Origin of the sequence: Acidobacterium sp. S8 (assembly GCF_009765985.1) — a bacterium.
Lineage (GTDB): Bacteria > Acidobacteriota > Terriglobia > Terriglobales > Acidobacteriaceae > Alloacidobacterium.
In genome coordinates, this window is sequence record NZ_LMUM01000011.1 from 1 (window position 1) to 15,925 (window position 15,925).

Here is a 15,925-nt window from a genome sequence, read left to right on the forward strand (position 1 = left end):
AATGAGCCAGAAGCATCCGCATGGTCACGTGCTCTTTGCCGCTGCCGTGTTCGCTGCCGATGATAAAGCCGGGAAGAATTTCGCCGAGCGGCATATCGAGATCGAGGATGCCGCGATCAAAAAGCAGCATGGCAGCCGAGGTTGTGGCAAATACCTTGGTGACGCTTGCGAGGTCGAAGAGTGTTTCTGTTGCGACCGCGGGCGAATCGTTTTCGTATGTGAAATGACCGACAGCATCGAGCGCTAAAACCTGACCCTGCATCAGAACGCCGTAAGCTGCACCGGGAAAGGCGTGATCGACAACTGCCTGCTTGAGAATGGCATGCGCCGCAGCAAAGCGGTCGCGTTGATTGGCGTTAGAGAGCTGCAAAGTCATAGCCATGCGGTCCGAGTGCAGTTATAGTAAGCGAAATTATGACAAGAATGCGGGCACTGACAGCAATCTTTGCGGCAATCATCTTTTCTCATATGCTGTATGCGCAGGAAGATACGACGCTCGAAGCACAACTACAGGCAATCGCGCAGACACACCATGGACACGTGACGCTATTTGCGCACGACCTGAAAAGCGGGAAAACCGCTGCAATGAACGCCGATACGCCGGCGCCCACGGCCTCCGTCATCAAGCTTACTGTGCTGTTTGAAGCGCTCAAGCAGATTCAGGAAGGTAAAGCCCACTTCGACGACAGGTTGACCTTGACGAAGGAGAACCAGGTGGAAGGCTCGGGAGTGTTTATGTTTTTTGATACTCCACAGACTTTCACTCTGAAAGATGTGCTGACCATGATGGTAATCGTGAGCGACAACACCGCTACGAATCTGGCAATTGATCACCTGGGATTGAAAAATATCGACGACCGCATTCAATGGCTGGGCCTAAAAAATACGTGGCTATACAAGAAAGTGTCGCTTCCCCCGGTCGGTCCTATGCCTGCTGATCAAAAACAGTTCGGCTTAGGAAAAACGACTGCGCGTGAAATGGCTGAGGTGATGGAACGGTTTGCGACCTGCAACCTGAATGCACCGGGAAACGTCGCGAAACCTACAGCGGACGACGAGAAGTTGTGCGATGCGGCCATGCATATGCTTAAGAATCAGTTCTATCGGAACAGCATTCCGAGATATCTGGAAACTCTGGACTCGACCGAAGGCGAATCGAAGATAGCCAACAAAACAGGCGCGTTGGATAAGGTTCGCAATGATGTTGGCGTAGTTTTTGCAAAGAATGGTCCGGTCATTATCTCAATGTTCACCTATGAAAATGAGGATGAAAGCTGGACTCCGGATAATCAGGCCGAAGTATTGATGGCGAAGCTCGCTCACACGATTGTGGACCGTTGGGAATAACTCACCACTTGGCAGACGGTTACGTCTAAAATAATAAAAGGTTTTCCGGAAGATCGTATCTTCGCGGAGCAATAGGCGGAGCATGCTCAAATATAGGCATGGGTGGGTAATGGCGGCTGGACTGCTGGCTTGCACTGCGATTGCGCAGCAGCCGATTCAACCATCGAGTCAGCCAGCCAATGCAGCCACTTCGGCACCTTCCACGGCAAGTGCGGTAGAAGTTCCCGAAGGCACTAAAGTTCTTCTCGCGCTGAAATCGGGAGTCAATACCAAGACAGCGAATCCCGGAGACAGCGTCTATCTTTTATCGAGCTTCCCTGTGGTGGCCAATGGAAGGGTTGCAATCCCTGCCGGAGTTTACGTGCAGGGCGTCATCGATCAGGTGACGCGTCCCGGCCGCGTAAAGGGGCGTGCTTCCGTCCGTATGCATTTCACCTCCATGATCTTTCCTAATGGGTCGGTGGTGGATATTCCTGGGATAGTGAACAGCGTACCCGGCTCGGATGGGGCGAAAGTCAAAGACGAAGGCGAGATTCAACAGCCATCCAATAAGGGCAAGGACCTGGGAACGGTGGCTGGCGGAGCTATCAGTGGCGCAACCATCGGTTCGGTTGCCGGAGGGGTTTCTGGTCATCCGGGTGCTGGTGCAGGATATGGCGCTCTTGCGGGAGGAGCGGCAGGGCTGATCTACACGCTTTTTACCCGTGGTGACGATGTGGTCCTGACCACTGGACAGACTGTAGAGATGGTATTGCAGCGACCCCTGACGCTTACGCAAGCGAACCTTGCAGGTCCGGATGTTGCTGGACAGACAGCTGTTGTACCATCGGCTCAACGGCCGATGGCCAAACCAAAGACGAACATTTTATGCCCGCTTGGCGGCCTGGGATGTTCATAAAAAGTGTTGATGAACGAAGATAGCAGTCAGACAGAGATAAAGAGCAATAAGCGCTCACATTTGCAGTTATGGATACGCGACTTCGTCATTTCCGTAGTGGCGTCGTTCTTCATTATTACCTTCCTCTATCAGCCGGTGAAGGTCGAAGGCACCAGCATGCAGCCGGAACTGCGCGACCAGGATCGTCTTTTCGTCAATAAATTCGCCTACAATTTCGAGAAAATCTCGCGCGACGATGTGGTTGTTTTTTACTATCCGCGAGATACGACGAAGAGCTATATCAAACGCGTGATTGCGCTGCCGGGAGACAACATCCGCATTGAGGATGGCCGAGTGTATGTGAATAGCCATCGAGTGGATGAGGATTACGTGCCCAGTCAATTTCGCGATACCCGCTCCATGGCAGACATGGTCGTGCCGCAGGGCGAGTACTTTGTGATGGGAGATCACCGCTCTATTTCCAGCGACAGCCGTGACTTTGGACCGGTGACCCGGAAACTGATCTACGGCAAGGCGGCTTTTATATATTGGCCTGCGGACAATATGGGCGTGGTGCATTAGCAAAACGAGCTTTATTTTGAAGCGCTGCATTCTTTGCGCATCAATGCCCATTCTTCGCACTGCTTGCCGTTGGGAAATGTGCAGATACCGATCTGGCCACCGCCGTCTTTTGCGGTTTCAATTTTGAGCGTTCCGCCTTGTTTTGTGCAATTCACCGATGCCGGATTTTGCAGGCCAGCTGTTGGCGGCGTGCCGATGAGCTTGAGCGTAAAATTCTGCTTCGAATCGATGGGCTTCATCTCATGATCGAGCTGTTGCAACGTATCGTCATCAACGCGCAGATAATATTGTGTGCTTTCGGGTTTGTCGGGATCGAGCTGATAGACGGTTGCATCCGGATGGTCCGGCCTCCCGCGCAGAACCGTCCATATTCCGTAGCTGGTAAAGCTTCCGCGATCAATATATTTCAAGTGCTGCCGATAAATCGCGTGGGTAAAGTCATTTGCCGATTTTTGATAAAGCGTGAGCGTGGTGATAATGCCGCTACAGTCGGCACATGGGGTCGTACCCTGCCATGTTCCGAACACATGCATGGACTTTGTCTCAGCAGCATAGCGCGACTGTTGTGGATCTTTCGTTTGAGCTGGCGCGACAGACACAAACGCAAATATCATGCATGTGAAGAAGCTTTTCAGCCTGAACGGCATAAAATCTCCTGGCCGCAAGAATATCGCGGTATAGCCAGGAAAACCGCTTCAAAACCTGCTAAAATCTATTGAATCCACTCCATGGAGAAGCGATGCAGGCGATCCTTGCGCTCGAAGACGGGCGCATCTTCCGCGGCGAGGGCTACGGCGCCAAAGGCGAATGCTACGGCGAAGTTGTTTTCAATACATCGTTAACTGGCTATCAGGAAATTTTCACCGATCCTTCCTATGCTGGCCAGATTGTCGTTTTAACGAATCCACAGATTGGTAACTACGGCACTAACGCCGCTGATAACGAAGCCAATAAACCCTATATCGAAGGCCTGGTTACACGCGAGTTTTCGCCCATCAGCTCCAACTGGCGTTCGCAACTGGTAGCTGACGAATATCTTGAGCGCTTCAATATTCCGGTAATCTCGGAGATCGACACCCGCGCACTGGTACGGCATTTACGTACGCATGGCGTGATGCGTGGCGTTATCTCGTCGATTGAGACAAATTCAGACCTGCTGGTGCAGAAGGCACGCTCGATTCGCAAGATGGATGGCACGGATCTTGCCAGTGTAGTCACTACCAAGACGCGCTACGAGTGGGAGCCGGAGATCGATCCGCTCAATCCGGAAGAAAAACCCGTACCTGCTGATCTGCATGTTGTTGCCTACGATTACGGAATCAAGAAAAATATTCTGCGCATGCTCTCGAAAGAGGGCTGCCGCGTGACCGTGGTTCCCGCGCAGACTTCCGCAGAAGACGTGCTTGCAATGAATCCCGACGGCATCTTTCTCTCAAACGGTCCCGGCGATCCTGAACCTCTGGGCTACGCGCAGGATACGATCAAGGAGTTAGCGGGGAAGAAGCCGATCTTCGGTATCTGCCTGGGCCATCAGCTAATTGGCCTGGCGCTTGGAGGCAAGACTTTCAAGCTGAAATTCGGGCATCACGGCGGCAATCATCCGGTGCAGCAGACCGAAAACGGCAAAGTAGAGATCACGAGCCAGAACCACAACTATGCCGTCGATGCAGCTTCCATCAATCAGGAAGAAGTAGAGCTGACGCACGTGAATCTGAACGACAATACCGTCGAAGGGCTGCGCCACAAGTCGCTGCCTCTTTTCAGCGTGCAGTATCACCCGGAAGCGAGTCCCGGTCCACACGATTCACACTATCTCTTTCGCGATTTCAGGAAGATGATGGAGGAATTTAAGAAGTGAAGCGGTGGGCTTTACTTCTTTTTTCCATAGCCTTTCTTTCTCGGGATGTTCTTTTTTCTGAAACGGTTTATCCGAAACCCCTTAAAGTAAGGCAGATTTGCGGGCAAGTCGTGGTTGCCAATCGACATCTTGAGCTTCGTAAAGAGCCACAGGGAACAGCTATTGCAGACGCAATATCCAGTAGCGATGGCTCATTTGCTTTCTGGAAAATTCAGGCCGGCAATTATTGGTTAGCGATACCAGGCTTGACGACGCAGGATGTGTATCCACTTACCTTGATTAGGCCAGTTAAGACAACAGTTTGCGGACGTCGACTTTTCGTGAATATCACGAAAGGGATGGATTCATCTCTAATGGTCAGTTTTTCTGAACTAGGAAGACAATAGGGATGTTTTGAAGGGCACGGCTTCAACCGCGCCGTAAGACAAAAGATTAGGAAATAAATAGATGCCACGCAGGAATGACATCACCAAGATTCTCGTGATCGGCTCGGGGCCGATCGTCATCGGCCAGTCCGCCGAGTTCGACTACTCCGGCACGCAGGCGTGTAAGGCGCTAAAGCAGGAGGGTTATGAAGTGGTGCTGGTGAACTCGAACCCGGCCACCATCATGACCGATCCGGAACTCGCTGATCGCACATACATCGAGCCGCTTACGAAAGAGTACATCGAAGAAATTATCCGCATTGAGCTTCAGATGCTCAAAGACGAGGGGCGCACCGGAAAGTTCGCTCTGCTGCCGACTGTAGGCGGACAGACGGCTCTCAATCTCGCTGTCGATCTCGCTGACGCGGGCATTCTTGATAAATACGGCGTCGAGCTGATCGGCGCGAAGCTGGAGGCCATTAAGAAGGCGGAAGATCGCCTTCTCTTCAAAGACGCGATGACGAGGATCGGGCTCGATCTGCCGAAGTCCGCACTGGTAAACAACATCCGCGATGGCCTGGAGTTTGCCACGAAGATCGGTTTCCCAGTTATTATCCGCCCTTCCTTCACGCTTGGCGGCTCAGGTGGCGGCATCGCCTACAACCGCGAAGAGTTGATGGAAATTCTTGCGCGAGGCCTTGATCTTTCTCCGGTCCATGAGTGCCTCATTGAAGAGTCAGTGCTTGGCTGGAAAGAGTACGAGCTTGAGGTCGTGCGCGACCTCGCAGATAACGTCATCATCATCTGCTCCATCGAAAACATGGACCCGATGGGTGTTCACACTGGCGATTCGATTACTGTGGCGCCTGCACAGACGCTCACGGATCGCGAATACCAGAGGATGCGTACTGCGGCGATCGCCGTCATCCGCGAGATCGGCGTTGAAACAGGCGGCTCGAACGTACAGTTCGCTGTGCACCCTGCAACTGGTCGCATGACCGTGATCGAGATGAATCCGCGTGTCTCGCGGTCTTCAGCGCTTGCGTCCAAAGCGACCGGTTTTCCTATCGCGAAGATCGCGGCAAAGCTTGCGGTAGGCTACACGCTCGACGAAATTCCGAACGACATCACCAAGATGACCCCGGCATGCTTTGAGCCGACCATCGATTACGTCGTCACCAAAATCCCGAAATGGCAGTTCGAAAAATTCGCGGGCGCCGACGAAAACCTTGGCCCTCAGATGAAGTCGGTCGGCGAGGTGATGGCAATCGGCCGTACCTTCAAGGAATCGCTGATGAAGGCGGTGCGTTCGCTCGAAACAGGTAAGAAAACTGGTTCTGAGGTTCTCGATCCGCGTCGTCTGACGCAGATGCTTGTGACGCCGAAACCGGGCCGTCTCGATTACATCCGTTTTGCTTTTCGCCGCGGCATGAGCGTGCGCGAAGTAGCGCGTATGACATCGATGGATCCCTGGTTCCTCTACCACATTAAGGAAGTGACCGACACGATTGCCGCGCTGGCAGAGGTGAGCGCTGAAAATGTATCACCCGAGCAGCTGCGGAAGGCGAAGCGCCAGGGTGTTTCTGACGAACGCATCGCTGATGTGTGGGGCCTGCCGGGGCATGAAGGTATCGCGCAGGTTCGCGAGTTGCGGCATCGTCATGGAGTCAAACCGATCTTCAAGCTCGTCGATACCTGTGCCGCAGAGTTCGAGAGCATGACGCCGTATCTCTACTCAAGTTACGACGAGGAAGATGAAGCCGCGCCTACTGCGAAGCGCAAAGTCATCATCCTTGGCAGCGGGCCCAACCGTATCGGGCAGGGTATTGAATTCGATTACTGCTGCTGCCATGCTGCCTTCGCACTGAAGGAAGACGATTACGAGACGATCATGGTGAACTGCAATCCCGAGACCGTCTCGACCGACTATGACACCAGCGATCGCCTTTACTTCGAGCCGTTAACGCTCGAAGATGTGCTTGCCATCTACGAGCATGAGTCTTCGGGCGGCGCGGAAGTAGGCATGATTGTCCAGTTTGGCGGCCAGACGCCGTTGAATCTTGCGCTGCGGTTGAAAGCCGCAGGTGTACCGATTCTCGGAACATCGCCGGAATCGATCGATCTGGCAGAAGATCGCAAGAGCTTCGGCAAGCTGCTTGAGGATCTCGATGTCCCACAGCCGCCGGGCGCCATGGCGACCAGCGTCGAGGAAGCGATTGCTGGTGCAGAGCGCATCGGCTATCCCGTACTTGTGCGGCCTTCGTATGTGCTCGGCGGACGTGCCATGGTGATTGCCTATGACAGCGCTGCCGTTTCTCACTACATGCACGAGGCGGTTGAGTATTCCCAGGAGCGTCCGGTACTGATCGACCACTTCCTGGAAGATGCGGTCGAAGTGGATGTGGATGCGCTTTGCGACGGGGACGACGTGATCATCGCCGGCATCATGCAGCACATTGAAGAAGCCGGTATCCACTCCGGCGATTCATCCTGCGTACTTCCTGCCGTCGATCTCTCTCCTGCTGTCCTCGACACTATCCGAACGTATACGCGGAAACTAGCACGGGCGCTGAACGTAATCGGACTCGTCAACCTGCAATTTGCTATCCAGCGCGATAAGGTTTTCGTTATCGAAGTCAATCCGCGTGCTTCACGCACTGTTCCTTATGTTTCAAAGGCGACAGGCGTACCGTTGGCAAAGATTGCGTCACGCTTGATGACTGGCCGCAAGCTGCGTGAACTGTTGCCGGAGCAGGTGAAGAGCGGGAAGGATCTCGAAACCGGTACACATTACTTTGTGAAATCGCCGGTATTTCCCTGGAATAAGTTTCCTGGCGTCGATACCGTGCTTGGGCCGGAGATGAAATCGACAGGCGAAGTGATGGGTGTGGCTGACAACTTCGGCGAAGCTTTCGCCAAGGCGCAACTTTCGGCAGGCCTGCATCTTCCGTTGAAGGGTACGGTCTTTCTCAGCGTCAATGACCGCGATAAGCAGGGCGTTGTCGAGCTGGCGCGCCAGTATGTCGAGTTGGGCTTTCATCTCGTCGCTACGGAAGGTACCGCCAACGTTATTGAACAGGCAGGCATGATTGTCGATCGCGTCTATAAGGTGAAGGAAGGGCGTCCGAATGTCGTGGACTTCATCAAGGGGGAGCGCATTCAGCTGATCCTGAATACACCGCATGGACAGGATCCTTTCTTTGACGAAAAGGCGATCCGCCGCGCCGCCGTTCTGCAGCGCATCCCGACGATCACGACGATCGCCGCAGCCCGCGCGGCTGCGGAGGGTATCCAGGCATTGCAGAAGCACACTACTACGGTGAATGCTTTGCAGCATCTGCATGCTCAACAGGAAGCTGCAAACAGGCTATAAGCCATCAGAACACTTCAAGCCCGGTCGCGCGACCGGGCTTTTCTTTTATTCGTATGCTAAGGTGAGCATCGGGAGTCATAGCATTCGCATGAAGTGGTACGGTCTTGTCTTCGCTGCAGCAATTTGTTTTCCCACCTTCGCGCAGAACGCTGCAGCTCCGCCCGTTACGGCCGCGCAGGGATTGGAGCAATTAAAAAATCGCCAGCCGCAGCAGGCATTGGCCACATTTCAGCAGCTTTTACAGGCGAATCCTAACGACGTAGCCCTGAACTTATATGCTGCCGGAGCCGCACTTGATTTGTATCAGGGGCAACTGGCCGTGCAGTACGCGGAAAAGGCTCGCCAGCTCGACACGAATAACTGGAAGGTTCACACGACTCTGGTTGTTGCCTATGCGATCGCAGGCCGCGTTTCCGAGCGCGATGCTGAACGCGAAGTGCTGCGCAAGTTTCACGCAGATCCGAAGGCGCAGGATGCCATGCAGTCGAACGGCTTCCTTATCGACATGTTTCCCGTGAAGCAATATCGTGTCGAAGCGGTTGAATACTTTCAGCCGATGGGGAAATTCCATATCTACTATCGATTCTTGATTCGCAACCGGGATGGCAGGCGTGTATGGACCATCAGCGATGAGAGTAACGACTTCGATGAAAAATCATGGGAGCAGGCGCATGCTCAACAAGCGACTGCCGGTGAGCGGCAGTTTCAAATGGTCGGTGAAGGGACTGATGCGCATGTGGATTACCGCATGTTTTCCGGCAAGCCAGCCTATGATTCGGTGAAAGCACAGGTATTGCAAATTTTGAATGCCCAGACCGCGCCATTTCCAGGAGAGACACAATAAGGATCGGCTTTCGGCCACCGCGAACGTTTAGAAGACTCGGCGTTCTGCGCGGTCGGAATATCCGTCGTATTTCTGGAATTCAGATCTCCCGATCCACGATCTCGCATGCCTTAAAATAAACGTATGCTGCTCGAAGGCATTTTCTCTGCTGTAACCACACCGTTCTATCCGGATGGACGTCTCTATCTCCGTAAGCTTGAACATAATATTGGCCGTTATTCGCGTACTCCTATTGCGGGGCTTGTGGTGCTTGGGTCCACAGGCGAAGCAGTGATGCTCGGAGATGAAGAGACGCGTGAAGTGCTGCGCACGGCGCGAGAATCGGGATCCGCGGAGAAAGTTCTGCTCGCTGGAGTATCACGCGAAAGCGCGCTCGAAACGTTGAAGCTGGCCGAGTTTGCTGCAGAGCAGAACTACGATGCGGTGCTGGTGCGCACGCCGAACTACTATAGCCCGCAGATGCGCACGCTTGAAATGCTTACCTACTTCCGCGTCATCGCCGATCGCTCGCCGCTGCCGGTGGTTTTGTACAACATTCCGAAGTTCACGCACTACGATTTGCAGATTGAAGTGATTGCCGAACTCGCGCAGCATCCGAACATTATTGGCCTCAAGGATTCAAGCGGCAACGTTGCGCATCTTGCGAAGATCGTCGAGGTCACACGCTCTGCGCCAAAGCGTACAACTGCCGTAACGAATGTCTTCACTGCATTTACAAGTCGCATGTTGCTCGACCAGCCATTGGAGGCATCTACCTTTATCTCTGCAGATACTCTTGGCACAAGTGCCACGGCGGTTGCTGTTCCACCGCCCAGGCCGAAAATTGCCACCCGTACGAAAGAAGTCGGCTTCCAGGTGCTGAGCGGTGCTGCGAATCAGCTAAAAGAGTCGCTCGACTCCGGAGCTACCGGCGGAGTTCTTGCTTTCGCTGCATTTGCTCCCCAGGCGTGTCAGGAAATCTACACGGCCTGGAAGGAGAATGATCCTAAGCTGGCTGCGGATAAGCAGCAGCGCATTGTTGAAGCATCGCAGTCTGTGGTGAATCAATATGGCATCTCGGGTGTGAAGTTCGCCTGCGATCTGAATGGTTATTACGGCGGTCGTCCGCGCATTCCATTACTTCCTCTCAGTGGGGAAGAGCAGATTTATGTCACGCAATTATTAGCCGATGTGCGCCACTAGAATTCGCTGATAACTTCTTTTTATTCCAGCGAGATACCATTCAAATGTGGATACTCGCCACTCAGTGGCGATATTTCCCATTGAGGTACGTGAGGCGCAGAATTCCGCTCCTGACTCGCTATAATAAAGGGTGAAAGATCGCATCTTTCCACCTCCACTCGAAGGGAACATCGCCCAATGGCGACAGGAGACGTTGCGCTAGGCCATCAGGCTGCAGGCGCAAGCGTACACGACGCTTCCAAACGTGTTGTTAATGATTTCAGCATCCAGGTAGCCACAGTCAACGGCTCAGGCTCGCAGTCCGCCAACATTATTCTGCTCAAGAGCATCTTTGGCATGGGAATTCCGGTCAGCGGTAAGAACCTCTTTCCGTCGAATATCGCCGGCCTGCCCACCTGGTACACCATTCGCGCCAGCAAAAATGGCTACGTTGCCCGTAAGAAAGAAATCGATGTTCTGATTGCGATGAATCCGGAGACAGCGAAGGACGATATCCTTTCGCTGCCCGCAGGCGCTGTCGCGATTTATGAAGACGCAGCGAACCTCGCACAGTATCGCAACGATGTCATCTGGTATCCAGTTCCTTTTGATAAGTTGACCGCCGCAGTCTGTCCGGAAGCGCGTCTGCGTAAGCTGGTCAAGAACATGATTTACGTCGGCGTCGCCGCCAGGCTGCTGTCGTTCGATATGACGGCAGTCGAAGCTGCCCTGCGTCGCCAGTTCGCCAAGAAGCAGAAGGCTGCTGATCTGAACTGGGCCGCCGTGCAGGCTGGCTACAACTATGCAAGCGAATCGCTGACGAAGCACGATCCTTACGTCCTCGAGCGCATGCATGCCACCGATGGCAAGATCATCATCGACGGCAACGCGGCTGCTGCTTTAGGCGCACTTTTCGCGGGCGTCACTGTCGTGACTTGGTATCCGATCACGCCGTCTTCGTCCGTCGTCGAACAGCTCATCGATTACTTGAAGAAATACCGTATCGAACCTGATGGCAAAGCCACCTTCGCCGTCGTGCAGGCGGAGGATGAACTCGCTGCCGTCGGTATGGTGCTTGGCGCTGGTTGGGCAGGCGCCCGTTCCATGACCGCAACCTCCGGTCCCGGAATTTCGCTCATGGCGGAATTCGCAGGTCTCGGCTATTTCACCGAGTTGCCTGGAGTCATCTTTGACATTCAGCGTGTCGGCCCCTCCACAGGTCTACCTACGCGCACCGCGCAGGCCGATATACTCTCCATCGCCTATCTTTCGCACGGCGACACCAAGCACGTCATGCTGCTTCCCGGCAACGTGAAGGAGTGCTTTGAATTCGGTACTGCAGCCTTCGATTTAGCAGAGCGCCTGCAGACTCCCGTCTTCGTTGTCAGCGATCTCGATCTCGGCATGAACAACTGGATGTCCGAACCATTCGACTATCCGGAGAAGCCGCTCGACCGCGGCAAGGTGCTCACCGCTGAAGATCTGAAGCGTCTCGGCGAGTTTGCCCGCTATAAGGATGTCGATGGCGATGCGATTCCGTATCGTACGCTCCCCGGCACCGACCACCCCAAGGCCGCCTACTTCACGCGTGGCAGCGGACACAATGAGAAGGCGCAGTACACCGAGCGTCCAGATGATTACCAGAACCTGATGGAGCGCCTGAACCGCAAGTTTGAGACAGCGCGCACGCTTGTTCCGCACCCCGTCGTTGTGCAAACAGGGAAGTCGAAGGTTGGCATCATTGCCTTCGGTACTTCCGACTTCGCAGTGCTCGAAAGCCGCGACCAGCTCAAGAAGGAATACGGCGTCGAGACGGATTACCTCCGCATCCGCGCCTTCCCCTTCACGAAGGAAGTGCATGAGTTCGTCACTTCGCACGATCGCATCTACATCGTCGAGCAGAACCGCGACGCACAGCTGCAGAGCCTGTTGAAGCTCGATCTGCCTGCGGAAGACGCGGTGAAGCTGCGTTCCATCCGTCACTTCAACGGCCTGCCAATCGACGCGCGTTCCGTCACCGATGAGTTCGTGCTGCAGGAGGGAATTTAATCATGGCAACAACGACAGCAACTCCCGCCCCGCCACCAGCACCGAAGGTGAACCGCCTCGGTTTGCCGATCCTCGATTATCGCGGCGGCAAGACCACGCTCTGCGCTGGCTGTGGACACAATGCCATCTCCGAGCGCATCATCGACGCGCTTTATGAGATGGGCGTTCAGCCTGAACGCGTCATGAAGCTTTCCGGGATCGGTTGTTCTTCCAAGAGCCCGGCCTACTTCCTGTCGCGCGCCCACAGCTTCAACAGCGTTCATGGCCGCATGCCCGCAGTCGCCACCGGCGCGCTGCTGGCCAACAAAACCATGACGGCGCTTGGCGTTTCTGGTGACGGTGATACGGCTTCGATCGGCATGGGGCAGTTCGTCCACCTCATGCGCCGCAACCTGCCGCTGATCTACATCATTGAAGACAATGGCGTGTACGGTTTGACCAAGGGCCAGTTCTCGGCTACCGCCGACATTGGCTCGAAGCTCAAGACCGGCGTCGTGAACGATCTTCCCGCCATCGATACCTGCACGCTCGCCATCCAGCTTGGCGCAACCTTTGTGGGTCGCTCCTTCTCCGGTGATAAGAAGCAGCTCCTCGCCATGTTGAAGGCAGCACTCGCGCACAAAGGCACGGTGATGCTCGATGTCATCTCACCCTGCGTCACCTTCAACGACCACGAAGGCTCGACCAAGAGCTACAAGTACATGCAGGAACACGAAGAGGCCATCACCGAAGTTGGTTTTGTGCCGCACTTCGAAGACATTGCCATCGACTACGACGAAGGCTCGACCTACGACGTGAAAATGCACGATGGTTCGCACCTGCGTTTGCGTAAGCTGCAGGAAGACTATGACCCGACCAGCCGCGTGACCGCAGTGAAGGCACTGATGGAAGCGCACGAGAAGGGCGAGGTTCTTACAGGTGTCTTCTACATCGACACCGAGAAGCCAAGCTTCACTAGCCTGCTCAATCTCGTCGATGAGCCACTTGCAACCCTTCCGCAGGAGCGCACGCGCCCCTCGAAGCAGGCGCTCGATGAGATCATGAATCGCTTGAAATAGTTGTCATGTTAATCACGAAGCCCCGCAACTTGCGGGGCTTTTCTATATGCGGATTGGCAACAATTCAGCGGCTGCCATAAACAGGCACGGCGGCACCGTGAACTGCCGAGCTGTCGTCACTGCAAAGAAAGAGAATGACGCGGGCGAGTTCTTCAGGCTTCGGCCAGGAGCTGAAGTCGGCATCCGGCATGGCTGCGCGGTTCGCTGGGGTATCGATAATGCTCGGAAGAATTGAATTGACGCGAACACCCGTTCCCATAAGATCAGCGGCCAGACAGTCCATGAGCGCCACAGCGGCTGCTTTCGATGACGCATAGGCCGATGCTCCTGCAGCGTGATCGATAGCCGCTTTCGCAGCGACATTCACGATAGCTCCCATGCCCTTGTTTCAGCATCGCCGGAACAACGGCACGCGAAAGTGCAAAGCCTGACCGTAGGTTCAGTTGCAACATCTGGTCGAAGACCTTTGCATCCATCTCCCAAAGCTTCAGACCGCCAGCGTAACCACCGACGGTATTCGCCAATGCATCCAGTTTGCCGTGTTTTTGCAGCGTATCATCCACCAACGCGCTAACTGCCACTTCGTCGGTCACGTCTACCTTGTGCCCATCAAGCCTGGAAGAATGTTCTTGTGCAGCGTCTTTCAGTGCATCGAGCTCGCTCTGCTTTTGATAAGTAACAACGACGTCGGCACCTTCCTTCAAAAATGCCAAAGTGACAGCACGTCCCAGACCGCCCGTTCCACCGCTGACGAGAACCACTTTGCCCGCAAATCTCTGGCTCATCTTTCCTCCAAAATAAACTGCTCAATGTCTGCTCGTGCTCTCACTGTAAAGCTTCGCTGGCAGAAAGTCTTTAAGCAGCTCTCGGAGTGATCTCAGAAGCCCTTACGGATGAAAAACTCTCCGAAAAGATTCAACAGGCCATCGGCGCCTAGATTGAAGCCGATGGTTTTCGCCATGACGTCGTTACGCTCCAGTTCCGGTACGCCGAGTTTGGGATAGTACATTTCCTTGGCCATAAAAGCTGCGCCCACGGTTCCCGCCAGCAGCGGAATATTGACAAACTTACGCCCTGAGTCCGTGTGGCCCACTACGAGACTGGTAAAGGCGTTCCCCATGCGGGTGCTACCTGAATGTCCGGAACCAAGCGGTATATAGCGTGGATCCATTCCGAAGGTTGCAGGAAGCGCGAAATTGGCGAGAAACTGCTGCGTCTCAGATTCGCTGAAACCGCCAATAAATCTGCGCTCGTGGTAGCGGACATCGCCTTCCAGATTGTCACGCCATGCCTGGACATCTTTTCCATACTGTACAAAGATCGCGTCGAAGGCCAACGCCTCTTCTTCGGTCGTGATGTTTGGCACAGGCGGCTGGGCGGGCTGATCGGGAATGTCGGGCATGCCTGCGATCAGGGCGCCCTGAATAAAGTTGCGCAATCCCCATGTGCTGCGAACCCAATAGAAAAATTTGCCGCCAACCGAGAGTGGATAATAAGAATCTTCGGTTGCCTCGCCCTGAGAGGTGTACATCTCGATATCGGGCTTGATGGCTGAACGGACGAGCTCCCGGCCTACATTCGTCGCCAGGTCTCCGGCGAGGCTGTAGCCGGTATAGCGCCAGACAAATTGCCCGGTCTGCAATTGGGGCACGTCAAATTCTTTTGCGTAAACAGATTTGCCGAGATAGGCCGCAGCGATTGTGCCGCCAATCTTGGAGTAATTGGGAGCCAGTCTGCCGTTGTCGCTGCGGGTCACGACGATTGCGCTTACCGCATGCCACATTCTCTGGCTGAAGCTGCCGTCTATGTAGGCGGAAACGTAGCGAGGATCCTGTCGCAGCGCTACAGGAAGGACAAAATTGCTGAGCAACTGGCGGGTTTCTGCCGTCGTCAATCCCACCGCAAAGCGGCGTCCGCGATAGCGTAACTCGTCTTCGCTGGAGCGCCGCCATGTGTCCATGGCATCCCCGTAAGCATCCATCGCATTGGCATAATTCTGCACGCCATCGATGGTGATAGTCGCCGGTGGCTGGGGCTGCTCCGGCGCAGAAGGCAGATTGGGAATCCCAGCAACAAACCCGGCCTCCAGAAAATTGCGGAAGGAGCCGGTGCTGCGTACGGCGTATCTGAGCTTCATACCCCAGGTAATGGTCGTGACCGGCATCGCCGGACGGTAATTGTGCGGAACGGGCTTGTTTGGTGTATTTTCGGCCACGTTTGGCGACGGAGCAGACGGCAGGTTGTCATCTTCTGCTTGTGCAGATCGGCAACTTGCTCCGCAACATACACATAGCAGGATGATGAACGGCAATAAGCACTTCATCCTGGTACCTCAACGCTTTAAGGGAGATATCGGTGTGGTTCGGATTTAAGAATAGCCGAAACTAACCAGACGGGTAACAAAATCCTGG

Annotated in this window: 14 protein-coding genes; 9 read left to right on the forward strand and 5 right to left on the reverse strand. The window is 54.5% G+C overall.

Annotated elements, in window-relative coordinates; genetic code table 11:
- On the reverse strand, positions 1–382 hold a 382-nt coding region (locus tag GSQ86_RS02560), incomplete at its 3' end, for a serine hydrolase (protein WP_158748402.1).
- A gap of 32 nt (positions 383–414) precedes the next feature.
- Between GSQ86_RS02560 and GSQ86_RS02565 the strand changes: the two genes are divergently transcribed.
- From GSQ86_RS02565 to lepB, 3 genes are all read left to right on the forward strand, one after another.
- Entirely contained in the window at positions 415–1,347 is a 933-nt protein-coding gene (locus GSQ86_RS02565; RefSeq protein ID WP_254062091.1) for a serine hydrolase, read from the forward strand.
- A gap of 82 nt (positions 1,348–1,429) precedes the next feature.
- Positions 1,430–2,245: a hypothetical protein gene (locus GSQ86_RS02570; RefSeq protein ID WP_158748403.1), complete on the forward strand. Its 816-nt coding sequence runs from the start codon at positions 1,430–1,432 to the stop codon at positions 2,243–2,245.
- Between the two features lie 9 nt (positions 2,246–2,254).
- Positions 2,255–2,806, forward strand: coding sequence for a signal peptidase I (gene lepB / locus GSQ86_RS02575; protein WP_158748404.1), 552 nt, complete (start codon positions 2,255–2,257; stop codon positions 2,804–2,806).
- Between the two features lie 11 nt (positions 2,807–2,817).
- Here lepB and GSQ86_RS02580 read toward each other — a convergent pair whose 3' ends face one another.
- The gene (locus tag GSQ86_RS02580) at positions 2,818–3,453 is read right to left on the reverse strand and encodes a DUF333 domain-containing protein (RefSeq protein ID WP_158748405.1); all 636 of its coding nucleotides are present in this window, start codon (positions 3,451–3,453) and stop codon (positions 2,818–2,820) included.
- A gap of 92 nt (positions 3,454–3,545) precedes the next feature.
- On the opposite strand from GSQ86_RS02580, the gene carA reads away from it, so the two are divergent.
- From carA to GSQ86_RS02610, 6 genes are all read left to right on the forward strand, one after another.
- Positions 3,546–4,664, forward strand: coding sequence for a glutamine-hydrolyzing carbamoyl-phosphate synthase small subunit (gene carA / locus GSQ86_RS02585; protein ID WP_158748406.1), 1,119 nt, complete (start codon positions 3,546–3,548; stop codon positions 4,662–4,664).
- 447 nt (positions 4,665–5,111) lie between these two features.
- The gene (carB, locus tag GSQ86_RS02590; protein ID WP_158748407.1) at positions 5,112–8,402 is read left to right on the forward strand and encodes a carbamoyl-phosphate synthase large subunit; all 3,291 of its coding nucleotides are present in this window, start codon (positions 5,112–5,114) and stop codon (positions 8,400–8,402) included.
- Positions 8,371–9,246 (forward strand): hypothetical protein, encoded by an 876-nt coding sequence (locus tag GSQ86_RS02595; RefSeq protein ID WP_158748408.1) that lies wholly within the window; start codon positions 8,371–8,373, stop codon positions 9,244–9,246. The genes carB and GSQ86_RS02595 overlap by 32 nt, the downstream gene beginning before the upstream one ends.
- A 123-nt stretch (positions 9,247–9,369) precedes the next feature.
- Positions 9,370–10,428 carry a dihydrodipicolinate synthase family protein gene (locus GSQ86_RS02600; protein ID WP_158748409.1) on the forward strand — a complete coding sequence of 353 codons (1,059 nt, stop codon included), beginning with the start codon at positions 9,370–9,372 and terminating at the stop codon, positions 10,426–10,428.
- A 177-nt stretch (positions 10,429–10,605) separates the two neighbouring features.
- Complete coding sequence (locus tag GSQ86_RS02605) at positions 10,606–12,456, forward strand: 2-oxoacid:acceptor oxidoreductase subunit alpha (RefSeq protein WP_158748410.1); 1,851 nt, start codon at positions 10,606–10,608, stop codon at positions 12,454–12,456.
- Positions 12,457–12,458: 2 nt separating this feature from the next.
- Positions 12,459–13,514: a 2-oxoacid:ferredoxin oxidoreductase subunit beta gene (locus GSQ86_RS02610; protein WP_158748411.1), complete on the forward strand. Its 1,056-nt coding sequence runs from the start codon at positions 12,459–12,461 to the stop codon at positions 13,512–13,514.
- A gap of 64 nt (positions 13,515–13,578) precedes the next feature.
- On the opposite strand, the gene GSQ86_RS23270 is transcribed toward GSQ86_RS02610, so the two are convergent.
- The 3 genes from GSQ86_RS23270 to GSQ86_RS02620 all read right to left on the reverse strand — a co-directional run bounded on the left by GSQ86_RS23270 (position 13,579) and on the right by GSQ86_RS02620 (position 15,837).
- Positions 13,579–13,893 carry an SDR family oxidoreductase gene (locus GSQ86_RS23270; RefSeq protein WP_254062092.1) on the reverse strand — a complete coding sequence of 105 codons (315 nt, stop codon included), beginning with the start codon at positions 13,891–13,893 and terminating at the stop codon, positions 13,579–13,581.
- Entirely contained in the window at positions 13,778–14,299 is a 522-nt protein-coding gene (locus GSQ86_RS02615; protein WP_254062093.1) for an SDR family NAD(P)-dependent oxidoreductase, read from the reverse strand. The genes GSQ86_RS23270 and GSQ86_RS02615 overlap by 116 nt, the downstream gene beginning before the upstream one ends.
- A 92-nt stretch (positions 14,300–14,391) precedes the next feature.
- Positions 14,392–15,837, reverse strand: coding sequence for a hypothetical protein (locus GSQ86_RS02620; RefSeq protein ID WP_158748412.1), 1,446 nt, complete (start codon positions 15,835–15,837; stop codon positions 14,392–14,394).
- Between the last annotated feature and the right edge of the window lie 88 nt (positions 15,838–15,925).